This is a genomic window from Lawsonibacter faecis (assembly GCF_014287675.1).
Classification (GTDB): Bacteria; Bacillota; Clostridia; order Oscillospirales; family Oscillospiraceae; genus Pseudoflavonifractor; species Pseudoflavonifractor faecis.
This window is the reverse complement of the sequence record NZ_JACOPQ010000004.1, coordinates 146,690-168,982: the sequence shown is the minus strand read 5'-3', so window position 1 is coordinate 168,982 and position 22,293 is coordinate 146,690. Positions and strand designations below refer to the sequence as shown.

The window sequence follows — 22,293 nt, the reverse complement described above, 5'->3', positions numbered from 1 at the left end:
AACAGGACGGACCGTCCCCCGCAAGGTCCGTCGGCATTTTTCGCGGAGCTGCGGCTTATATGCCGTCGCGCAGCCGTCGAAGCGTGACGAAGAGATCATAAATAAGGTGTGTGCAAGAATGAGTTCCAATTTTTCCCGTTCCCTCTCCCTGCTGCGGCAGGAAAAGGGCGTCTCCCAGCGCTCGGCGGCCAAGGACCTGGGCATCTCCCAGGCACTGCTCAGCCACTATGAAAACGGTATCCGTGAGCCGGGCCTCGCCTTTGTGGTAAAGGCCTGCAACTACTACAGCGTATCCGCCGACTTTCTCCTGGGCCGCACCCTCACCCGGGACGGCACCACCATCGGCGCCGACGAGCTCTACGACTACTCCGCCGAGAAGGACAACGTCCTCCACGGCAGCATTATGGCCACCCTCTCCAAAAAGCTGCTGGTGAACTCCATCAGCGTCCTTTTCGATCTGCTGGGCAAGGTGGGCCGCAGGGACGCCATCCGGGCGGCCAGCGACTACATCTCCACCGCCGTCTACCAGATGTTCCGTCACCTCTACCGGGCGGATGGCACCCAGAACGAGGACTTTTTCGCCGTCCCCGCCCGGGAGTTTGCCGCCGGCCTTGCCGACGCGGATATGATCTGTGCCCAGGTGGACTACGTGGACGCCCTGGCCCTTCACGCAAAGGAGAAGGGGACTTTTCCCCCTATGAACCACGACGCCCTCTCCCAAAACTACCCCGGCCCCTACCAGTCCCTCCTGCAGATCATCCACAATACCGGGGAGCGGGTGAACCGCCGCATGGCCGCCCGGCGGGCGGAGACGAAATAAGTGAACTGTGAAAACGAAAAGCCGGGCCTTACACATATGTGAAGGGTACAAGATGAGGGTGCCGGCGCAGGCTGAACCCAATTTACTTTTTCACCTTCAGTTCTTATATTATATGTATTATTTCTTCACTCAAATTTGAGGTGATTTATTTGACCGACCAATCCAAGATCCGTAATTTTAGCATTATTGCCCACATCGATCACGGTAAATCTACGCTGTCCGACCGCCTTATTGAGAAGTGCGACGCGGTGGAGGCCCGTGAGATGGAGAGCCAGCTCCTGGACAACATGGACCTGGAGCGGGAGCGGGGCATCACCATCAAGGCCCGGGCGGTGAAGCTCAACTACGCCGCGGCCGACGGCCAGATTTATGAGCTGAACCTCATCGACACCCCGGGCCATGTGGACTTCAATTACGAGGTCTCCCGCAGCCTGGCGGCCTGCGAGGGGGCCGTTCTCGTGGTGGACGCCGCCCAGGGCATTGAGGCCCAGACCCTGGCCAACACCTATCTGGCCCTGGAGCATGACCTGGAGATCCGCCCGGTGATCAACAAGATTGACCTTCCCGCCGCCGACCCCCAGCGGGTCAAGAAGGAGGTGGAGGACATCATCGGCCTGGAGGCCCAGGACGCCCCCGAGATCTCCGCCAAGCTGGGCGTCAATATCGACGCCGTGCTGGAGGATATCGTCACCCATGTGCCCCCTCCCAAGGGGGACCCCGCCGCCCCCCTCAAGGCCCTGGTGTTTGACAGCCAGTACGATGCCTACCGGGGCGTCATCGTCTACTTCAGGGTCATGGAGGGCACCCTCCGCATGGGCATGGGCGTAAAGATGATGGCCTCCGGCGCCAAGTACGAGGTCCTGGAGTGCGGCCATCTCCTCCCCCTGGGCATGGAGCCCTGCAAGGAGCTGATCGCCGGCGAGGTGGGCTACTTTACCGCCTCCATCAAGAACGTGAAAGACACCCAGGTGGGCGACACCGTCACCGGTACCGAGAACCCCGCGGCCCAGCCTCTGCCCGGCTACCGGCCCGCCAAGGCCATGGTCTACTGCGGCATCTATACCGAGGACGGCTCCGAGTACCCCGACCTGCGGGACGCGCTGGAGAAGCTCCAGCTCAACGACGCCTCCCTCTCCTTTGAGCCGGAATCCTCCGCCGCCCTGGGCTTCGGCTTCCGCTGCGGCTTTTTGGGGATGCTCCATATGGAAATCATCCAGGAGCGCATTGAGCGGGAGTTTGACCTGGACCTCATCACCACCCTCCCCTCAGTCATCTATGAGATCACCAAGACCGACGGAACGGTGGTGCTGGTGGACAATCCCCATAACTATCCCGACCCGGCCCTGATTCTGGAGGCCAAGGAGCCCTACGCCAAGGTCTCCATCATCTCCCCGCCGGACTACGTGGGCAACATCATGCCCATGTGCCAGGAGCGTCGGGCTGAGTTTAAGGATATGCAGTATCTGGACACCAACCTGGTGGAGCTGCACTACTCCATGCCCCTCAATGAGATTATCTACGACTTTTTCGACACTCTCAAGGCCCGCACCAAGGGTTACGCCTCCCTGGACTACGAGCTTGACAAGTATCTCCCCAGCGATCTGGTCAAGGTGGATATGCTTCTCAACGGGGACGGCGTGGACGCCCTCAGCTTCATCGCCCACCGGGACAAGGCCTACCCCCGGGCGAGAAGGCTCTGCGAAAAGCTGAAGGACAATATTCCCCGCCAGCTCTTCGAGGTGCCGGTACAGGCCGCCATCGGCGGCAAGATCATCGCCCGGGAGACCGTCAAGGCCATGCGCAAGGACGTTTTGGCCAAGTGCTACGGCGGCGACATCACCCGGAAAAAGAAGCTGCTGGAGAAGCAGAAAGAGGGCAAAAAGAAAATGCGCTCCCTGGGCAGCGTTCAAATTCCAACCGAGGCGTTTATGGCGGTCCTCAAGCTGGACGAGGAGTGACCAGTATCTTAACTTTCGGGTAAACAAGGGCCCTGCGGGACGATAATACCGTCCCGCAGGGCCCTTGTCGGTCCAATGTCTGCGCGCTCCCTTACCGTTGTCTTTAAGACGTTGATGGGTCGTTCGACTATCCTTGTATATTTCCATTCACAATAGCGTCTATAAGGTATCTGAAAACAATCTGCTGGTATTTTGGAATAATTGTAATATTGTTTCTCGGAAATTAATTTGCAAAAATTTACCCTTACCTTAATTTATAATTAGCCGCCAAGTAATACAAGAGACAAGATCACGGCTTGCCCCCTGCCCCATTGGTTCTACTTACCTCACGCGAAGCGTGAAATGGGAATCATCAAATGTCCGCCGTTTCAGTCGTGCGGCGGGTAGCCCCGATGCCTGTAATAGTCGCACTACAAAAAGAAGAGGAAAAACTATATATTATTTGTCATAAATAGTAAAACGTCGGGTGGCTGGCCATCCTACGTTTTAAATAATATTATTTGTTTTCTGCAACAAATCTGCTTCTTAAATTAATTATTGATTAGAAGGCTTTCTTTCAGGCCCCGTTTTCCCTTTGGTGTACTTATATGGCTATCCTCACGCTTTTGTTCAGATTCGGCGTTATGTGGTTTTTAATCCTGTTGTACCCCTTGGTCGTGGTTGTTTATCTACTTTCTAAAAGGGCGCCGAGCGATTACACTCCTGTGTAATGTTTTAAATAAGCTCCAGTTAAATTGGTCCCGCATATCGTGCTGTTAACAACAAAACGATTCAGTCTGAAAGGCGGTGGCGGATATGTATTTCCAAAAAATGTATAAGCGTCGGTGGAGTGTCTGGGAAGTCTTATTTTTAATTGTCTTTACAACCATAATTTATTTTATTGCCCATGTTTTTGGTGTTTTTTCGTCGCAAGCAAATCTATTTGAGTTTTTTGCAGTTTTATATGCTTTTACACTTATATACCAGGGTTTGCGCGTTTTTAGAATAAGCCATTCAATTGTTGCCCCGCTTTTTTTTATATGTGGTATTCTTCTCTTGTCCGGTGTTGTTTTTTTCTCATCACGTTTTTGGCTGCCGCTCTCCATGCCCGGTATGATACTCGCGCTCTGCTGCAATATCTATTTATCATGGAGCGGTGCACAAGCGGATAACTGACGAGACACAGCTATGCCTATCTGGATCAAAAAGGCAGCCGGTTATATTCACCTTATATCAGGAGTGCTGATATGATTATTATGATAAATCAGTGTAAACGCACCGATTACTTTTCATTATAAATTATGAAAAAATATAGCGGAGTCTGTCTTTTTATACTCTTATTCGCGTCCCTTCTTTGTTTAACAGCCGGTTGCAGTGGAATGGAAGACCATATTGAGGACATAAATACAGCGCAGGGGCACATGGCACAATTACAAAATGGTACGTAACCCGAGACGTTCACAGTCGAAATGAGCAAATAGTTGGAAGCGACCGTACAGTCTGGAGTACAGACGACCGGTTGTTTCACAAGAGAGAATCATTGGTTCAATGCTTATAGCAGTACAAGGAGCCCATACCCAGATGGGACCGGTTCATTGCAGTCGGAACAGCTATACTACTCCGGAAGGCTTTATACACTGCAGGGAATGGTAGACGACGCTGGAAACCATGTTTCTTTTGACGGGACATCAACGGCACCGCCGGTCTGGACAGACGTTGGCCCTGTGCTGGAGGGCAGCAAATACGGTTATATTGACTTTGTGTTGACGCTGGAGGCAACGGAAGGACAAATTGTGTCCGTAACACACAAAATGGCGCAAGATGAAACCGTTTATGAGATAACATACACATCAGAGGGTCTGGATGAGCTGATGTCAAAAGAGGTGGAGAACAACCGATCCGCGCTTGAAAACTATCTCGCATCGGAAGAGGCAAACGACTCCGGTAAAGCAGCATTGGAATCCAAAATAAGACAGGCGCGGGCAACCACGATACAGGCCGGCACATGGACAGTCACTGTAAACAATACGTCAGGCATTGTGTCAGAATATTGCCTGCAGCTTGAGGTGGAAAGTCAGGACGAACATTATCTGTTGACTGGGGACGTCACTATTCTGGACTATGACATTCCCCATTTTGACTTTCCGCGCCTCTAAAAATGAACGACAGGCGAAACTGCAGGGTCGGATTTTACCTTAATCTTGAGTGGGCGGCCATATGCCCCCAGATCAATTTTCCGTATCACGCCAAAAGAGGGAGGCAGGGCAATGAACTGTCCGTTTTGCGATACCCCGATGGAGGAGGGCACCATCACCGGGGACGGTCACGCAATCAAATGGGTGTCCGACGATCGGAAACCCGGACGGCTGTTCAGGAAGCGTGTCCCCATGACCGCCTCGTGGCCTGAAATCCAGCATGACGCATTCTTCTGCCCGGACTGCAAAAAGGTGATTGTCGACGTCGCGGACCTTGTAAAAGATAAGGACTATTAAACTGCCGGCGGATACTTACCTCAGTTTCTCTCTACATGGCGTATATTTTCGCAGTGATATTGTTTCCAGTTATCTCCCGGCCCATCGTTTACGCCGGCTTTATCAAGTCACTGCACAGAGGAGGAGGCGCCAATACAAGGCAGGAAACCAAACTGAAAACCGGTGGCAGCCATTAGGCGTGCCCTCACAAGGACAACTACGAATTTTAAGGATAGGCAGGTGTTGCGAAGGCAGCACCTGCCAGTTCCTTTATGCACTTTTCGTGGTACTCATGTTCCCAACCACGCCAATGTCCGTGTAGTGGATCTCCACAGTCTGCCTCGCATGTTTGGACCACTTCACATCCTTCTCATGCACCACGATTTTCTCAATGAACAGCCGCAGCAGTTCCGGCGTCAGTTCCTGGATGTCGGTGTAGCGCCTGGCTTTTGAAATGAAGTTGTCAGCGCCGGACACCGTGGCCTTCCGTTTGGCGACCTCCCGCTCCCTTTGCGGGATGGCGGTTTTCAACTGCTCCTGCTCCGCCACATAACTGGTGGAGAGTGTCTGGAACTGCTCTGTGGTGATGCGGCCCAGTACCGAGTCCTCATACAGCCGTTTGAAAATGGCCTCCAGTTCCGCCTCGCGCTTTTTCATGCCTGAAAGTTCCAACTCCTGCCTGCGGATCTCCCGCCGAAGTTCAGCGGACTGCCGGTCACAGATGTAGGCGGCGAACTCCTGCGTGTGCTCCCGCGCCATCGCCGTGACCCTGCGGATGTCCTCCAGCACGATCTCGTCGAGGACACACTCCCGGATGTAGTGGGCTGTACAGACCTCGGCGCCCTCCTTTTTGTAGGTGCGACAGGTGAAATTAGTCTGCGTTGGTTTCATGGTATGCGCCCGATGAAGAACCATTGTGGAACCGCAATCGGCGCAGATGACAAGGCCGGAATACTTGTTGAGTTCCTCCATCTTTGTGGGGCGCTTTCGGTTTTGCCGTACCCGCTGAACGATATCCCACGTTTCCCGGTCAATGATGGCCTCATGGCTGCCCTCAATGACGATACATTCCTCCCGCGGATGCTCTATTTTACGTTTGTCCTTGTAAGATTTACTGCTGAATCGCATATTGATCGTGTTGCCAATATACAACTCATTCTCCAGCATATGCGCGACGGTGCTTTTTTCCCAGTTGTAGGGCTTACCCAGCGAGAGTCCCATGTGCTTAGTACCAAAACGCTCATAGGCATACATAGTCGGACACAGTACCTGCTCACTTTTCAGGAGGCGGGCAATCTGGCTGGGGCCGTTGCCGGCAGCGCAGAGGGCGAAGATGCGGCGCACCACTGCGGCAGCCTCCTCGTCCACAATGAGCTTGCCCTTGGCATTCTCATCCTTTTTGTAGCCGTAGGGTGCCCGTGTCCCCAGGCGCTCCCCGCGCTGAGCCTTGGCCCGCTGTACCGCCCGGATCTTCCGGCTGGTGTCCCGCACGAACCACTCGTTGAACAGGTTTTTGAAGGGCATCAGGTCGTTGCTCTCGGCGTTTTCCGTGTCCACATTGTCGTTGATGGCGATGTAGCGGACGCCGAACTGCGGGAACCGCTCCTCGATGTACAGCCCTGTGTGCAACTGGTTTCGCCCCAGACGGCTGAGATCCTTGGTGATGATGATCCCGATTTTCCCGTCCTCCATGTCCGCCATCATGCGCTGGAAATCCGGCCGGTTGAAACTGGCCCCGGAGTATCCGTCATCCACATAGAATTGGATGTTGGGAAAGCGGTGCTCACGGGCATATGTTTCGAGGATACGCCTTTGGTTTTGGATGCTGTTGGACTCTCCGTCCAGACCGTCGTCCTGGCTCAGACGGCAGTATAGGGCGGTGATTTTCATTTGGTTTGACTGACTCATTCGGTCCTCCTTTTCTCCAGTCAAACCGTCCAGAGTTTGTGTGATGTTACCTCTGCCGGGGCGGTTTGTCCACCCCTTTCCGAAACTGTGCGGGAATTTTTCAAGTCCATGTCAATGAGCGTTTTGAGTTTGTCCTCCGGCGAACAGGCGCCGTCCGCAGGGAACACGGAAACCACATGGATCAGCCGTCCGTGACTCATCTGGTCGCGCTCGGCCACAACTTTTCCTGCCCGGCCGGGCATGGGAATGATTTTGGGCATTGCGTCCCTCCTCTACAGAATGTGAGGGGCCAGGAAACGGCGGATCGGGTCCGGCAGCGTTGCCAAATCCGGTCCCGGCTTACGTTCATGCCCGAAAAGAAAACTCCCCTTCATCTTCTTACCCGAAAAAAGGCCAAGTGAATACCCATATTAAGAAAAAGCGCGAGGTGTCCCATAAAAGGAGCACCTCGCGTTTGGCCTCTTGCGGCATGAGATGGAGGCGTGTATACTAAGCATAGCCGTTCTCGAAAAAGAGAACAGATAGGAGGCACACCGCAATGGAGCAGACATTCGGCAGTTATGTGCGGGAGAAACGAATGGCCCGCGGGCTGTCCCTGCGCGCTCTGGCAGCAAAGCTGGAGGTGTCTCCGGTCTATATGAGCAACATCGAAAATGACCGGAGGCCGGCGCCAACCATGGAGAAACTGAACCACCTCATTGAGATCCTGGGACTCTGTCAGACAGACGCCGAGTTGCTGTTGGATCTGGCCGCCAAATCCAGAACACAGCGGGTGTCCGCAGACCTGCCGGAGTACATCATGGAACGGGATATCGTCCGGGCCGCCCTGCGGACAGCCAAGGAAGTGGACGCCACAGACGAGGAATGGCAGGAATTTATAGACCGCATCACCCAGCGGGGAAAGCGGGGCGAGTGAGAAGGGAGGCAAGCGCATGCGGAAGTATTATACTGAGCAGACGATGGAGAGCATCGCCCGGCGTGTGCTGGATGCCTACGATGAGCGCCTCTACCGTGGGCAGCCCCGCGCCATCCCCATCGAGGACCTCATCGAGCGCCACGGCCTGACACTGGAATTCCAGTACCTCCGCAAGAATGGCCGGATCCTGGGGAAAACTGTGTTTGACACCGGCCTGGAGGCCGTGTACGACATGGAACTGGGCGAGTATACCCTGTTCCCGGTGAAAGCCGGAACCATCCTCATAGACGCCTCGCTGTGTGAAGAAGAAACCAGCACCGGCCGCCTGCGGTTTACCGAGGCCCACGAACTGTCCCACTGGATCCTGCATAAGGGGCTGTATGTGGGTACCGGGGAGAGCGCGGCGCTGCAGCCTGCCGTCAAGGAAACCAGTATGGAGATCCAGGCGAATATGCTTGGGTCCGCCCTGCTCATGCCCATGCCAATGGTGAAACGGTGTTTTTATCAAATGCGGTCCGGCCGGGACAGTCAGGCCATTGTCCAAGCCATGTCGGAGGTGTTCCAGGTGTCCCGCCAGGCTATGCGGATCCGTCTCACCAACCACCACCTGCTGTAAAATTTTTTACCGTAGTGTTCTCAAAATAGAGAACACTTTGCAAGGAGGAACGCCATGCAACAGATAAAAAGGACCCGTGCGGTGCGCTGCCCTGTGTGCGGCCGCGGGCGTGTGATTGACGCCGCGGCCGACGTGGATCCGGGGCGCCTGCGCCTCTACGGCCCGGAGCATGCGGACAAGGCGGAGTTGTTCTCCAAATGCCCCAAGTGTGGGCTGCAGATCGGCATCTCCTTTGAAAAGACCGGATATTCCTAAAAGCAAATAAAATATAGAGTATCGACCTCGTCAAGCGCACCAACCGCCCGCATCAGCAGCGGGATCCACCGTGTTCGGAGCCTTACAGGCAGCAGTTCTGCTGTGCTGTAAGGCTCTTTTTTTGCGCTTTTCCGCGGCAGAACAGCGGAAAGGCACGATATGCGGAACGCCTGGCAGCCCTACATAGCGAAATACCCGTGATCGCCAACTCAGAAGTTTTTCCTAAAAAATCTGAGATTGGAGATCACAACCATGAAAAAATGGCAGGAAAACCGGAATTACAGGAAGATCCGTGACGACAGCGGCGAAGTCGTCGCCCATATCATCACCGTGGATGGTAGGGATGTGGCGGTCACAGAGGACGTATTCGCGGCGTATGCCCAGATGGACCGGCGGGAGCGGTATCTCAGCGAGGATCTGCCCACTGGCAAGGTCCTCTCCCTGGAACAGATGGCAGAGGACGGCGTTTTACCGGACTATGTGGGTGCGGAAACGGCGCCCAGCGCCGAGGACTGCGTCCTTGCACGGGAGTCGGAACGGGAGCGGGAAGAACTGACCAGCCTGCTGCTGGCGGCGCTTATCTCCTTGGAGGACCGGGACAGGCAGCTCATCACCGCGCTGTTCTACGACCACCTCTCCACCAGAGAATACGCCCGGCGAATCGGCGTGACCCAGCGGGCCGTCATCAAGCGCAGGGACCGGATCCTGAAGGACCTGAAAAAATATTTTGAAAAATCTGCGGCGTGAGGGTATTCACTCAGCCCCTTTTTGGGGAGGACAGCGGAAGGGGGAAATACCTCCCCCTTCGCTGCTCCTTGAAAAGTGCATACCAGCAATGCGGGTAACACGCAGCCGTACCCACCCCACAGCGCGCCAGGACCCGGCCCCAGCGGCCGGCGAGCGATTCCGCCTGCGGCCGGCCCTGGCAGGCCGGGCAAGAGATGGGACGGCTCATACAATGACACACCAAGCACGGCCTGCGCGTAAGACAGGCGGCGCTGCTCCGGGATTGAAAGCAGTAGAGATCCCGGAAATATGCCCGTGAGGCCCTGGCCAGGGGCCTGCCCGCATTGTTCCCGAAACCCATCGGGGGGGCGAGTGCGAATACGATGGGAACACGAAAAAAGATAAAAGGACGGAATGATCCATGAAAAAATACACCCATGAAAAGGCCCATGAAGAAGTTGACCGTATTTTCAAAGTCCTGCTGCCCCAAAGGAGTATGGCGGAACGGCCGGAACAGATCCGGCTGTGCCACAGCATCCTGGATGCCATGCTGGACGGCGGCATCGCCCTGTGCGACGCAGGAACCGGCATCGGCAAGACCTTCGCCTACCTGACCGCCGGCATCCTGCATGGCAAGTGCCGGGCGGCAGAGGGCAGGCCGCAGCGCCCTATCCTGATCTCCACCTCCAGCATCGCGCTGCAGAACGCCATCCAGAAGGAGTACCTGCCCCTGCTGTCCGGCGTGCTGCTGTCCGAGGGGCTGGTCTCCGCACCCATTGAGGCGGTCATCCGCAAGGGCAAGGCCCACTACGTCTGCGATGCCCGTCTGGAACGGCGGATCCGGCAGGTGGGGGGCAGCCATAAGAACCCCGCCGCCCGCCAAGCCCTGCACGCCGCCCGGCATGTGCTGGATCTGGACCAGCTGTCCGGGATGAGCAGTTACGACCGGGAGCGGATCTGCGTCCCCAAGCGGTGTAATTGCCGACGGAAGGACTGCCGGTACCGCTGTTTTCTGGACGCCTGCCAGAGCGGGCAGTACACGGTCCAGATCTGCAACCACAACCTCCTGCTGGCGGACCTCATCCACCGCGGCCAAAAGAAAAAGCCCATCCTGCCGGACAACGCGGCCATCATCATAGACGAGGCACACAAGCTGCCGGAAACCGCCCGGCAGATGTTCGGCGTGACGCTGAACGCCCAGGACTTTTCGGAGCTGATCCGCAGCCTGCATGTGGAACGGTATGTCCTCGCGGCGGAACTGCTCTCCGAGGCCGTGGCGCCGCTGACGGAAAGACTGTCGGTCCCGGTGGAGGAAGGAGCTGGATTTGAAACCTACCAGATGTTCCTGGAGCGGCCGCATCAGATCCTGACGGTAATCTGCCGTCAACTGGAGGGCCTGCTGACCAGGGAAACCTGGCGCCTGCTGTCCGCTGTCGCCTCTACTGTGTCCCTCTTTTATCTGGGGAATCCTGAGATGATCTTCTACGCGGCAGACGACGACCACGGCGGGGCCATGCTGTGCGGCACGGTGTCGGAATTGGCCGCGCAGCTCAAAGCCACGCTCTGGCGGCAGGACCAGCCCATCATCCTGACCTCCGGCACCCTTGCCGTTGGGAAGGACTTCAGCCGGTTCCGCACCGCCACCGGCCTGACAGGGGAGCGGCCCGTGACGGAAACTGTGTGTCCGTCCCCCTTTGACTATCAGCACAACTGCCTCCTCTATCTCCCCCCGGACCCGATCCCGCTGGACGCGGCGGACTACTATGACCGGCTGGCCGCGCAGATCCGGCAGCTGGCGGCGGCGTCCCACGGCCACGCCCTGGTGCTGTTCACTTCTTACCTCGCCATGTCGGCGGTCAAGGAACGGCTGCAGGCCGCGGCGCTGCCCTTTCCCGTATTTACGATGGGCCGACGCCCAGCCCGCACCCTGGCGGCGTTTCGGGCCGCCCCCGGCAGTATCCTGCTGGCCACCGGCGCGGCATGGGAGGGGCTGGACTTCGCCGGCGACGGCGTGTCCCTGCTCATCATCCCGCGCCTGCCCTTCGCCTACCCGGACGCTGTCAAAGAAAAAGAGCGGGAGGACTACCCGAACCTGCGGGAGTTCCTGCGCTCCGTTGTCATCCCGGAAATGCAGATCAAACTGCGGCAGGGCTTTGGCCGGGCCATCCGCACGGAAACAGACACCTGTGCCGTCGCCGTGCTGGATCCCCGCGCCGCCCGCGGCCGGAGATATTTCCAGAGCATGGCGGAGGCCCTGCCGGAGATGCCGGTGACGGGCAGCCTGCGGGCAGTGGAACAGTTCTACCGTGACCACAAGGACGCCGGTTATTTCCATCTCCCCAACGCAGGATGAAATTGTTGCATTTGCTGCGTCTGTTCGCCATTCCTTGGTGGTGTTGGTAATGGCTTTCGTGATGCTTTCCGGCTATACTTGCGTTGCAAATCAAGCAAAGGAGGCAATCAGACATGGAGCACACCAAGGGCCTCTCCTGCCAGATCCCGGAATCCCTGCATGCCAGGGTGACGGCGGAGCGCGTCGCGGCAAACCAGTCCCTCAGCGAGTACATCACGGAACTGCTCACCAACTACTATGAAAACAGAGGAAAAAACGACATGGCACAGACGAGAACAATGGCATTTCAAATCAGCGAGGACCTGTTCCAGCGGATCAAGGACTACCTGGCCCGCGAGAGTGAGCGCCAGGGACGGAAGGTGACCCAGCGGGAGTTCGTCCTGGGGCTGATCGAGGACGCCTTACGGCAGGCGGAGCAGGAGGCGGCGGAATCCGCCCCTGACGATATCCCCACCCCCGCTGAGAGCCAGGATGCAAATGCCGAAATGGAGTCTGAGGACGAGGGATCCGAGGAAGGAGGCGACGAGGATGTGGCAGAATGAGTTAGAGGCCATGATTGCCGCCGGCGGCGCACCCTGCAGGGCCTGCGGCCAGCGAATGCTGAAAGTAGACGGCTGCACCTGGACCCATGTGAAATGCGGCAGCCGTTACTACCGCCGCATCAAGTACGGTGAGGACGGCATGGCGTATGACGACGCCCGCTGCCACGACTGCGGCGCCAAGCCGGGCCATTACCACCATGTGGGATGTGATGCGGAGCGGTGCCCCGTATGCGGTGGGCAGCTCATCAGCTGCGACTGCGACGTTTCCGAGTATGTGGAGCGGCCGCCCAGAAAGAGAACAACCAAGTAAATCAGGATCCCAGAACCGCCCGGAGCGCCCGACAGGGACGCCCCGGGCGGTCTGTTTCACAAGAGGACTGGAGGTGAGAAAACGTCAGAACCGAGATCCAATCGTTTCACAGAACAGGAGATGGAGATCGCCCGCGGGACGGACCTGCCGGACCTGCTGACGTCTCTCGGCTACACCGTAACGCGGGTAGGCCACTACCACTCCACCAAGGAGATGGACAGCCTGCGGATCAAGAACCGCCGCACCTGGTACCGCTACTCTGAGCAGACGGGTGGGGATGCCATCACTTTCCTGCAGCATTTTTGCGGCAGGAGTTTCCCACAGGCGGTGGAGGATCTGCTGGCCTTCCACGGCCACGCCAGGGATGCCCCCGCGGAGCGGAGCAGGCAGACTGAGCAGGCGCCGGAACCGCCGAAACCGTTTGCATTGCCGCCGAGGCACACCGATGCCCGCCGGGTGTGCGCCTACCTGAAAAAACGCGGGATCGCACCTCGCGTCATCCGCAGCTTTCTCGACGCCGGACTGCTGTATGAGGACGCCGGGCACCACAACTGCGTGTTCGTCGGCTACGGTGGGGACGGCAAGGCTGCCTTCGCCAGCCTGCGGGGCACCTACGACCGGGACGGCAGCGGTTTCAAGGGCGACGCCGCCGGCAGCGACAAATCCGTTGGCTTCCGCCTGCCGTATGTCCCGGACAGCAGGACCGTGTATGTGTTCGAGGCTCCCATTGACCTTATGAGTTACTGCACCCTGCACCGGGGATTCCACAGCAATGCGCTGGCCCTGTGCTGCCTGGATGACCGTGCCCTGTCGGTGTTTCTCCGGGAGCACCCTGCGGTGCGGAAGGTCGTCCTGTGCCTGGATCACGACCGCCCCGGCCAGGAGGCCGCGGAGCGCATGGGCCGAAAATACGCGGCGGAGGGCTACGCCGTGCAGACACTGTCCCCTCCCTCCCGGAAGGACTGGAACGCCTATCTGACCTTTGTGCAGCAGTTCCGGGAAAGGGGGCGGTGACCAAGTAAACGCAAGTAAAGAGAGCTAAACCAGCAATTTCTACACAAAAAAGGAGGAAAAACCACTTGAAAAGCAAGACAACCAGGCATGGCCTGAAGCGCATGACGGCCCTGCTGCTGGCAGTCGTGCTCTGCGTCGGCATGGTGCCCAGCGCCTTTGCCGCCCAGGAGGACAACTATCACGACCCGGCGGAACACTGGATTGAGGCGCTCAACCGTACCAACGAATTGGATGCCAACTCCGTGGTGACCATCGAAACATTTACCTGCTGTGAGTGCGGGCAGGCCACCTCGTTCCAGGTATTCCGTGTGCCGGAGTACACCCGCAATGGAGAAACGGCCCTGACCCGCAACGTCAAGTATTCAGACGGCACCTGCCTGGACGGGGAGAGCAAGGGCGACCTGCTGGACGGCACCCCTGGTCAGGACGCCTACTACACTGGCTACCACTGGACGAAAGCGGTGTGCCAGACCTGTGGAACGTTCAATACCAACATGGGGGCCACCAGCTATGCCTGCGGCAAAAATGTGTATTGGCTCTATGACTGTGCGGCAGACTTCTTCGAGGAGCTGCCCGAGGAAGTCACCGTTGAGCAAGTAGACAGCGAGTATCACCGTGTCATCACCACCAGCGGGGAGTATTGCGCTTTCTGCTATGGCACCTTCAAGGAGGAAAACTCCACACTGGAGCGTCACGCAATGGAAAGCAGCATCCGCCCGGAGTTGGCTCACGATAGGTTCGTCGAGATGGACGCCTGCGCTGACTGCGGCTATGCCGAAACTGCCTACACCGTCGCCAAGGCCGTCATTGCGGATTACTTCGGCGTGGTGGACGGCCAGCCCCACACGGTCACGGTGTCGGACTTGTCCGAGGCTGGCGTGACCACCGCCATCCGCTACGGCCACAGCGCGGACGCCTGCACTCTGACTTCTGCCCCCAACTACACCGAGGCCGGGGACTATCCGGTTTACTATGAAATCACCTACACCTACCACGATACCGACATGGTGGAGGACGGTGTTGCCTTTGTCCACCTGCGGGACGAAACCACCGCCGAGGATGGTTCCTGCACCTGCGGCTGCGACAATCCCGACTGCGGCTGTCAAGACCCGGACTGTGACGGTTGCTGTTGTGACGACAAGGGCTGCGGTGAGAATCACAACTGGACGCTGCTGGATAGCACCCCGGCGACCTGCCTGACCCTCGGCTATGACCGCTACCTGTGCGTAGACTGCGGCATGATCGAAAAGCGGGACTATGAGGCCGCGCTGGGCCACGCCTACCAGAGTGTGGTGGTTCGGGACGCCACCTGTGAAGTCCCCGGCAAGACCATCGATATTTGTGAGCGGTGCGGCAATGTGAAAGAAACCAACCTGCCTCAGACCGAGCATGAGTTTTCCACCACCGTCATTCCCGCTACCTGCACCAGCCCCGGCTACACCCTGCGGGAGTGTACCGTCTGCGGGGAGCGCCACATCGAGGACATTACCTCTGCACTGCCCCACAACTACGTTTCCAAAGTGACCCCGGCCACCTGTGAGGGCGGCGGGCGTACCCTCCATATCTGCGAGGGCTGCGGCAGTTCGTTCATCACCGACTATACCGACCCGCTGGGCCACAGTTGGGACGAGGGCAAGGAGATCACCGACTCCACCTGCACCGGCGAGGGCATGACCGAGTACACCTGCATCCGCTGTGGAGCCACCCGTCTGGAGGGCGATGAGGCCGCAGGCCATATCCCCGGCGACCCGGCCACCTGCACCGATCCCCAGCTCTGCACCCGCTGTGGGGCCGTCATTGAGAACGCTTTGGGTCATGACTATGAAACCGTTGTGACCGAGCCGACCTGTACGGAGATGGGCTACACCACCTACACCTGCACCCGCTGCGGCGACGCCTACAAGGGCGACTACACCGAGGCGGCAGGCCACAAGCCCGGTGACTGGATCATCGACAAGGAGCCTACCACCGACAGCGAGGGCAGCAAGCACAAGGAGTGCGAGGTCTGCGGTGAAACGCTGGAAACCGAGGAAATCGAGAAAATCTACAATCAGGCCACCACGGACAGCAAGGGAGAGGCCGTTGTGGGCGGTTATCTGGTGATCGTCACGGATACCGACACCAAGGACCCCGTTGCCAATGCCACCGTGACCCTCCACGCGGACGATACCCTGTCCATCCGTCTGCCCAATTCCCGCCTGCTGGACTATGCCGACCAGACCACGATCACCGTCCAACTGGTGAAAGATAAGTCCCCCGTGGAAGATATGTTCATCGCCGTGACGGATAAGCACGACAACTACTGTGCCGGTAACACTGGCAGCAACGGGCAGCTCACTGTTCCCGGCACCACCGGCACGACCAATGAGGACGGCGACGCCACCGTAGGCTGGGAGGACGAGGACGGCGACCGCTGGACCCTGACTGTCACCGTGGAGGACTACGAAACCGGACGCCCCATCGAGGGCGCGGAGGTGTCCATCGGCAAGGGCGGCAACATCACCGTCACCCTGCCGGACGGGACCGATATGGACGAGGACAACCGCATCACCGTCACGGTCACAGACAATGAGCGCGACCCGCAGGAGGGCGTGACGGTGATTGTCAAGGGCGATCTGGGCCAGAGCGAGCGCGGCGAAACCGATGAGGGCGGCAAACTGACCGTTCCCGCTGTCACAGATACCGAGTACCACGGGGCCTATATTGTGGGCTACACAGACGGCACCTTCGGCCCGGAGCGCAGCATGAGCCGGAGCGAGGCGGCGGCCATCTTCGCCCGCCTGCTCTCTGACAAGCTGGACGAGCACATCCCCAGCGGGGCCAATGTGAAGTTTACAGACGTGGACCCGGAGGCGTGGTACGCCGGCTATGTGGAGTACCTGACCGGCTACGGCGTGGCCGTGGGCTACAATGACCGCACCTACCGTGGCGACCAGGCCATCACCCGCGCCGAGTTCACCGCTATGGCGGCGCGGTTCTTTGATGTGTACGGCGATGGCGACGAGGAAATCATGGAGCAGTACGAGGGCTTTGACGATGTGAGCGACGGCTATTGGGCTGCGGAGTATATCAAGGACGCCGCCATCCACGGCTGGGTGGAGGGCTACGGCGACGGCACCTTCCGGGCAGATGACCCCATCGACCGGGCGGAAGTCGTCACCATCGTCAACCGTCTGCTGGGCCGCGAGGCCGACGAGGACTACATCGCGGACAACCGCCGCCAGCTGGTGATGTTCCCCGACGTGTCCTCCCGTCACTGGGCCTACTACCAGGTGCTGGAGGCCGCCAACGCCCACACCGCCATCCTTACCGACCCCGAAACCTGGGACAAGTGATCCACCCGCTGTGCCGCGGCCCCGCTGTGGGCCGCGGCGCTTTTATCCCACAATTCACTCTACATTAAATAATAAAGAAGGAGAAATGCACCTATGCTGAAAATCGTAGCAATCGGAAACCTGACCAACGACGTGGAGCTGAAGATCCATGAGGCCACCGGAAAGCCCTATGCCATCCTGCGGATCGCCTCGGACCGCCGCTACCGGGACAAGGAGGGCAACCGCCTGACGGATTTCATCTCCATCAAGGTCCGCGGCCCGCTGGCGGAACGCTGCGCGGAGTTTGCCTGGAAGGGCTGCAAGCTGGCCGCCTCCGGCGACTTTGAAACCATCACTTTCGCGGACGAGCCGGAGCGTCAGCCCGGTTTCCTCATCAAAGCCACGGAGGTGGAGTTCCTGTCTCCCCGCCGGGTGGAGGAAAACGCCGCGTCCATGCCTGCGGACGGCATGGATGAGGCCGCAGCCTGAGCGCCATGCGGAATACAGGCATTGAATACACCAGTGCGGAACGCACCCCCACCATCCTGCCGGAACTGGCGGAGCTGCTCCCCCCTCTCAGCGGGGAGCAGCTTGCCGCGCTGGAGAAGGACATCCTGCAAAACGGCTGCTATGCGCCCATTATCGTCAATGAGGACCTGGTCATCGTAGACGGCCACAACCGCCAGCAGATCTGCACCCGGCACAGCCTGCCCTATAAGATGGCGGTGTTTGCCTTTGACGATCTGCTGGAGGCCAAGCAGTGGGCGCTGGACACCCAGAAGGGCCGCCGCAACCTGGACAAATGGGAGTTGGGCAAGATCGCCCTGAAACTGCGGCCGGAGATCGAGGCCAGGGCAAAGGCCAACCAGCAGGCGTACCACGGGAACCAGTATGAGAGTGGACCTTCGGCAACATTGCCGGAAGTCCACTCCGCCCCTGTGGACACCCGCAAAGAGTTGGCCGCCTCTGTCGGCCTTGGGGAGCGCACGATGGGCAAGGTGATGCAGATCGACGAACACGCCCCCGCCGCCGTGAAGGAAGCCCTGGACAAAAAAGAACTGTCCATCAACCAGGGGTATCAGATCACCCGGCAGATACAGGATCTGCCGGAGGACGAGCAGGGGCAGGCGGCATTGGAGCTGGTGGAGCTGGAAAAAGCGAAAAAGGAGATTCGGGAGAAGGACGCCGAAATCGACCGCCAGAGCAAGATCGCCGGCGTGTTCTGCAAGGCTTATGAAAAGGCCGTTCTGCTGACGCCCACAGAGGAAAATGTGCGGATCTGGGTCAAATGCACCCGCATGACCAGGGAGGAAATGGAGGACACCATCAGGGAGTCCCGTGAACTGGCCGGCGTGTTCACTGCCATTGCCGGCCTCGTGGAACGCCTCCTGCCGGAGAGGGGGACGCTATGAATGAGATGAGTGTGCGGGAGTGGCAGAAACGCTTCCGTGCAGGGGACTTCAGCAGCCGGGATCGTGCTGTGCAGTGCGAGGCCGGCTGGTATGACTGGTTTTGCCGGGACGACGCCCTGGCCGGACGCCTGAAAAAAATCTCCGGCGTTGTGCTGGGGATCACGGATCCCTTCATTCTGGACAACTACTATGTGTGGTTCAAGAACAACTGCCCGCTGGATGGGCCGCTCTATGACGACGTCCGGTTTGAGCCTCTCACCGGGGAGCGCGACGGGAAATACTTTGTCGTTTCTTTGGACAGCCCTCATGAGCGTATGAAGTGGGCGCTCGTTACAGAGCGGTATGGCTATGACGCGCCGGAATTTGAATGCGGCAATGTCCGTGACATGGTGAAATACATCAATGCCATCGCGCCGGAGCTGGCGCAGGGGATCCAGCCTCGCTTCGTGCTGGAGAAAGCGGCTGTGGGCGAATATGTCCGGCAGCACGAGGGGAAAAGCAGCTACAGCATCCGGCGGGCGGGGGAGCACCTGTTCGCCTACCAGTCCCCCCGTGACTGGAAGTACCGGACGGTTGCGGTTTCGGACTCTCCGGAGCATGTCCCCCAGGGCTTTCCTGCAGAACTTGCAGAACATCACTGCATGCTCTATGTTTTCCCAAGCGAGGCGCCCGCCCTGGACAGGGCCGACGTGGTGCAGCGCGCACAGCGCAGGAAGGAGCAGACGCGATGACCAGGAGATCCCACGGCCGCCCCGCGCTGCCACCCAAAGCCAAAACTGAGATCCTGGAGGTGCTGTTTGCCAACATGGAGATCAGCGGCGATGAGATCGCGGCCATTTTGAAAAAGCACCATGTCTCCTGCGACGCCGACGTCCTGCAGGACCGCTACCGCAGGCAGCTGGGCCAGCGCCTCATGGCCAGCCTCCGGGACGCCTCCGGTGAGCGCGAGGTCCTGTCCAACGGGCGGGGCCGGTATGTTGTGCTGGAGTGCTGCCGGGACCGCCAGCAGCTCGCGGCCATCCGTCGCCGCATCCAAAATCAGGCGCATGGCCTGAACGCCTCCGCCGGCAAGGTGAGATCCCGCATCGCCGTGCTGGACCGCCTGATCGCCCGGCTCAGAAAGGCGGCGTGACATGAAAGTCAGGGACCTGATCGCCGCGGTTCGGGACTACCCCGCTCTGCGGCAGGCGTTGGAGGAATCCAACGCCGAATTGGACCTCAGCCGAATGGAATGCGCGCAGCTCCAGAGCAAGATCAATGAACTGGAACCGCTCATTGATGAATACTACCAGGAGAGCTGCAGTAAGGAATATGCCGCTAATCAGGAGCGCCAGATAGTGGAAACGCTGAAGAAAGCCTTTGCGTCCTTTTATCCGGCCCTGGACAGTACGGAGCAGCTCCGGCGGTTCTACGACACCATTGCCCCGGATTTTGATGAGGGCGGTTTCCGCCTCTACGACGCCGCCCTGGCGATCTCCGGCTATCCCAACATTCCCGGCGAGTTCCCCTATGAGGACAACCGCGGTGTTTTTGACTATGCTGACGGACACCAGCTCCTGCAGTACTTGACCGCCCTGCGGTTCCACGCCGTCCGGTGGGAGGTCGTGCCCGGCACGACTTGTGAAAAGGCTGTCCTGCTGGATGTGGATACCGCTGCCCCGGAATACCGGGCCTTTGAAAAGCAGCTCTATACGCGGGTACTGCATGACCTGGGCTTTCAGGACCTTCTGCCCCAGAAGCAGGAGCGTCAGACGGGCAAACAAAAAGAAAAATGGAAGGAAGGTGCTGAGCGATAGAACAGAAACCTGACAATGGGATGAGCAAGGATACCTTCTGGGCGCTGATTCAGGAGGCGAAAACCGCCTGCGGTCAGGATATGGACGCCATAACGGAGCATCTGCGGGACGGCCTTTTGATAATGGGGACCGGGGCCGCGCGGCAATTTCACAATATATTTCAGGCTTACATGGACTTGGCAGAGCCGTTCGGCCTATGGGATGCGGCCAGTATCATCAAGGAAAACGGCTGCACGCTGGAGGGATTCATTGATTTCCGGGCTTGGCTGATCGCCCAGGGCAAAGCGGTATACCTGAACGCGCTGCGGGATCCGGACACGCTGGCGGATGTGGAACCATATGGAGATTGCAGCTTCGAGAGCATCGCCTATGTTGGCAACGACGTGTACCACAACTTGACCGGGCAAGATGCCTATGGCGATCTCGATACTGCCGGGTATCTGAAACTGCGAGATGAACTCCAAAGCGAGGTTGTATATCGGGACGGTATCCACGTCCCCAGCGGTCCGCGGGCCTTCCCCAAGATGATGCCAAGGCTTTGCGCCAAATACGGCGGCACAGAGCGATTCGATGTGGATCCCTGTGTCTGGAATTTTTCCCTGTACGGTTTCTGCCTTCCGCTGGAGTGGGCAAAGCATCAGCGGGAGAAACCGGAGAAAGGTGGTGACACCCGATAAAAGATTCCATCACCATCGGCGTGGACCACGGCTACGCGGCCATGAAAACTGTCCACGGTTCCTTCCCCTCGGGGCTGGTGGCCTATGAGCATGAGCCGTACACCCAGAAGAATGTGCTGGAATACGGCGGAACGTACTATGTGGTGGGCAGCGGCAGGCAGCCCCTGCAGAAAGACAAGACCCGGACGGAGGACTACTATCTGCTGACCCTGGCGGCCATCGCCAGGGAGATGGACTGCCGCAGCGCCGAGCGCACTTGCTCCGTTATTTTGGCCGCCGGCCTGCCCCTGACCAGTTTTGGCCGGGACAAGAAGAAGTTCCGCGCCTATCTGCTGCGGGACGGCAAGCCGGTGTCCTTTCGCTACGAGGGCCGGGACTATGCCGTCACCGTCCGGGATGTGAAACTGTTCCCCCAGGGCTATGCCGCCGTGCTGACACAGACGGAGCTGCTGGACGAGCCGTCCGTCATAGTGGCGGACATCGGCGGCTGGACGGTGGACCTGATGCGTCTGGACAACCGCCTCCCCAACGCCGCCACCTGCCGCAGCCTGGAATTAGGCATGATCCGCTGCATCGACGAGATCGGGGAACAGGTGCGGCGCGCCCTGGGCCTTTCCCTGACAGCGGCGCAGATCGAGTGTGTCCTGCGGGGCGACGTCAGCAGTCTCCCGGACGAGGCAAAAAGCATCATCCATGCCCAGGCGGACCTGTATGTGCAGAACCTGCTCTCCGCTATCACGGAGTGCGGCCTGGACACCCGCGCCATGCCCGCTATTTTTATGGGAGGCGGAGCGGCGCTCCTGAAACGCCGTGTTTCGGCCACAAACGGCCTGTGCCGGCCCGTGATCCTCGATGACGTATCCCTGAACGCCAAGGGCTATGAACGGCTTGTACGGCAGATGTCGGGGAGCGGCGCCCATGCCTGAGAAGCGACGGCTCAGCCTTTCCTTCTCCCTGGCCCAGCGGGAGCAGCGGGACGCATGGGAGCGCCTGTCCGCCGTTGCGCCTGGACAGCGTATGGAAGCCGTGTGCAGGATGATTAACGGCTACATGGAACAGCAGGAACTGCTGGAAGCCGTCCGCAGAACCATCCGGGAGGAACTGACAGGCGTTTCCTTTACAAAGACCACAACGCAGCCGGAGCAGGCTGGGGCCGTCGATGAGGACGTCCTCGGCTTTCTCCGTGCGCTGCAGGAGGGAGATGATACCATCTGATTCGATATTTT

General features: G+C 58.8%; 24 protein-coding genes. 22 read left to right on the top strand and 2 right to left on the bottom strand.

Features of this window, described 5'->3' with window-relative positions; translation table 11 throughout:
- Positions 1-118: 118 nt before the first annotated feature.
- The 5 genes from H8S62_RS06605 (at position 119) to H8S62_RS06585 (ending at position 5,249) form a co-directional block, all read left to right on the top strand.
- The gene (locus H8S62_RS06605; RefSeq protein ID WP_155150488.1) at positions 119-820 is read left to right on the top strand and encodes a helix-turn-helix domain-containing protein; all 702 of its coding nucleotides are present in this window, start codon (positions 119-121) and stop codon (positions 818-820) included.
- Positions 821-969: 149 nt separating this feature from the next.
- Positions 970-2,778, top strand: coding sequence for a translation elongation factor 4 (gene lepA / locus H8S62_RS06600; RefSeq protein ID WP_155150491.1), 1,809 nt, complete (start codon positions 970-972; stop codon positions 2,776-2,778).
- Positions 2,779-3,573: 795 nt separating this feature from the next.
- Positions 3,574-3,933, top strand: a complete 360-nt coding sequence (locus tag H8S62_RS06595; protein ID WP_186918812.1) for a hypothetical protein — start codon at positions 3,574-3,576, stop codon at positions 3,931-3,933.
- Between the two features lie 419 nt (positions 3,934-4,352).
- The gene (locus H8S62_RS06590) at positions 4,353-4,913 is read left to right on the top strand and encodes a hypothetical protein (protein WP_186918811.1); all 561 of its coding nucleotides are present in this window, start codon (positions 4,353-4,355) and stop codon (positions 4,911-4,913) included.
- Between the two features lie 111 nt (positions 4,914-5,024).
- Positions 5,025-5,249 carry a PF20097 family protein gene (locus H8S62_RS06585; RefSeq protein ID WP_186918810.1) on the top strand — a complete coding sequence of 75 codons (225 nt, stop codon included), beginning with the start codon at positions 5,025-5,027 and terminating at the stop codon, positions 5,247-5,249.
- A 249-nt stretch (positions 5,250-5,498) separates the two neighbouring features.
- Here H8S62_RS06585 and H8S62_RS06580 read toward each other — a convergent pair whose 3' ends face one another.
- Together H8S62_RS06580 and H8S62_RS06575 are read right to left on the bottom strand one after the other, a co-directional pair.
- Positions 5,499-7,136 carry a recombinase family protein gene (locus tag H8S62_RS06580; protein WP_172698305.1) on the bottom strand — a complete coding sequence of 546 codons (1,638 nt, stop codon included), beginning with the start codon at positions 7,134-7,136 and terminating at the stop codon, positions 5,499-5,501.
- A 20-nt stretch (positions 7,137-7,156) separates the two neighbouring features.
- Positions 7,157-7,396 (bottom strand): hypothetical protein, encoded by a 240-nt coding sequence (locus H8S62_RS06575; protein ID WP_155151602.1) that lies wholly within the window; start codon positions 7,394-7,396, stop codon positions 7,157-7,159.
- Positions 7,397-7,674: 278 nt separating this feature from the next.
- Here H8S62_RS06575 and H8S62_RS06570 point away from each other — a divergent pair, with 278 nt between their 5' ends.
- The 17 genes from H8S62_RS06570 (at position 7,675) to H8S62_RS06490 (ending at position 22,282) form a co-directional block, all read left to right on the top strand.
- On the top strand, positions 7,675-8,052 hold the full coding sequence (locus H8S62_RS06570) for a helix-turn-helix domain-containing protein (protein ID WP_155151605.1): 378 nt from the start codon (positions 7,675-7,677) through the stop codon (positions 8,050-8,052).
- A gap of 16 nt (positions 8,053-8,068) precedes the next feature.
- Positions 8,069-8,668 (top strand): ImmA/IrrE family metallo-endopeptidase, encoded by a 600-nt coding sequence (locus H8S62_RS06565; protein ID WP_155151608.1) that lies wholly within the window; start codon positions 8,069-8,071, stop codon positions 8,666-8,668.
- A 54-nt stretch (positions 8,669-8,722) separates the two neighbouring features.
- Positions 8,723-8,923, top strand: a complete 201-nt coding sequence (locus tag H8S62_RS06560) for a hypothetical protein (protein ID WP_155151611.1) — start codon at positions 8,723-8,725, stop codon at positions 8,921-8,923.
- Positions 8,924-9,175: 252 nt separating this feature from the next.
- Complete coding sequence (locus H8S62_RS06555) at positions 9,176-9,670, top strand: sigma-70 family RNA polymerase sigma factor (protein ID WP_155151614.1); 495 nt, start codon at positions 9,176-9,178, stop codon at positions 9,668-9,670.
- A 475-nt stretch (positions 9,671-10,145) separates the two neighbouring features.
- Positions 10,146-12,002 carry an ATP-dependent DNA helicase gene (locus H8S62_RS06550; RefSeq protein WP_243141967.1) on the top strand — a complete coding sequence of 619 codons (1,857 nt, stop codon included), beginning with the start codon at positions 10,146-10,148 and terminating at the stop codon, positions 12,000-12,002.
- A gap of 113 nt (positions 12,003-12,115) precedes the next feature.
- Complete coding sequence (locus H8S62_RS06545; RefSeq protein WP_186918809.1) at positions 12,116-12,544, top strand: translation initiation factor 2; 429 nt, start codon at positions 12,116-12,118, stop codon at positions 12,542-12,544.
- Positions 12,531-12,854: a hypothetical protein gene (locus H8S62_RS06540; RefSeq protein ID WP_155151619.1), complete on the top strand. Its 324-nt coding sequence runs from the start codon at positions 12,531-12,533 to the stop codon at positions 12,852-12,854. The genes H8S62_RS06545 and H8S62_RS06540 overlap by 14 nt, the downstream gene beginning before the upstream one ends.
- Before the next feature lie 120 nt (positions 12,855-12,974).
- The gene (locus tag H8S62_RS06535; RefSeq protein ID WP_155151622.1) at positions 12,975-13,868 is read left to right on the top strand and encodes a toprim domain-containing protein; all 894 of its coding nucleotides are present in this window, start codon (positions 12,975-12,977) and stop codon (positions 13,866-13,868) included.
- Between the two features lie 65 nt (positions 13,869-13,933).
- Positions 13,934-17,203 (top strand): S-layer homology domain-containing protein, encoded by a 3,270-nt coding sequence (locus H8S62_RS06530; protein ID WP_243141968.1) that lies wholly within the window; start codon positions 13,934-13,936, stop codon positions 17,201-17,203.
- A 93-nt stretch (positions 17,204-17,296) separates the two neighbouring features.
- Positions 17,297-17,671, top strand: coding sequence for a single-stranded DNA-binding protein (locus tag H8S62_RS06525; protein WP_155151625.1), 375 nt, complete (start codon positions 17,297-17,299; stop codon positions 17,669-17,671).
- A 5-nt stretch (positions 17,672-17,676) separates the two neighbouring features.
- Entirely contained in the window at positions 17,677-18,594 is a 918-nt protein-coding gene (locus H8S62_RS06520) for a ParB N-terminal domain-containing protein (RefSeq protein ID WP_155151628.1), read from the top strand.
- Positions 18,591-19,325 carry a hypothetical protein gene (locus H8S62_RS06515; RefSeq protein WP_155151632.1) on the top strand — a complete coding sequence of 245 codons (735 nt, stop codon included), beginning with the start codon at positions 18,591-18,593 and terminating at the stop codon, positions 19,323-19,325. The genes H8S62_RS06520 and H8S62_RS06515 overlap by 4 nt, the downstream gene beginning before the upstream one ends.
- On the top strand, positions 19,322-19,726 hold the full coding sequence (locus H8S62_RS06510; RefSeq protein ID WP_155151635.1) for a synapsin-1 (Synapsin I): 405 nt from the start codon (positions 19,322-19,324) through the stop codon (positions 19,724-19,726). The genes H8S62_RS06515 and H8S62_RS06510 overlap by 4 nt, the downstream gene beginning before the upstream one ends.
- A gap of 1 nt (position 19,727) precedes the next feature.
- Complete coding sequence (locus H8S62_RS17990; protein WP_243141969.1) at positions 19,728-20,390, top strand: hypothetical protein; 663 nt, start codon at positions 19,728-19,730, stop codon at positions 20,388-20,390.
- A 20-nt stretch (positions 20,391-20,410) separates the two neighbouring features.
- Entirely contained in the window at positions 20,411-21,067 is a 657-nt protein-coding gene (locus tag H8S62_RS06500; RefSeq protein WP_155151638.1) for a DUF4240 domain-containing protein, read from the top strand.
- A complete protein-coding gene (locus H8S62_RS06495; RefSeq protein ID WP_173023941.1) occupies positions 21,064-21,993 on the top strand; it encodes a ParM/StbA family protein in 930 nt (309 codons plus the stop codon). The genes H8S62_RS06500 and H8S62_RS06495 overlap by 4 nt, the downstream gene beginning before the upstream one ends.
- Positions 21,986-22,282, top strand: a complete 297-nt coding sequence (locus H8S62_RS06490) for a hypothetical protein (protein ID WP_155151643.1) — start codon at positions 21,986-21,988, stop codon at positions 22,280-22,282. Before H8S62_RS06495 ends, H8S62_RS06490 begins: the two co-directional genes overlap by 8 nt.
- Positions 22,283-22,293 lie beyond the last annotated feature (11 nt).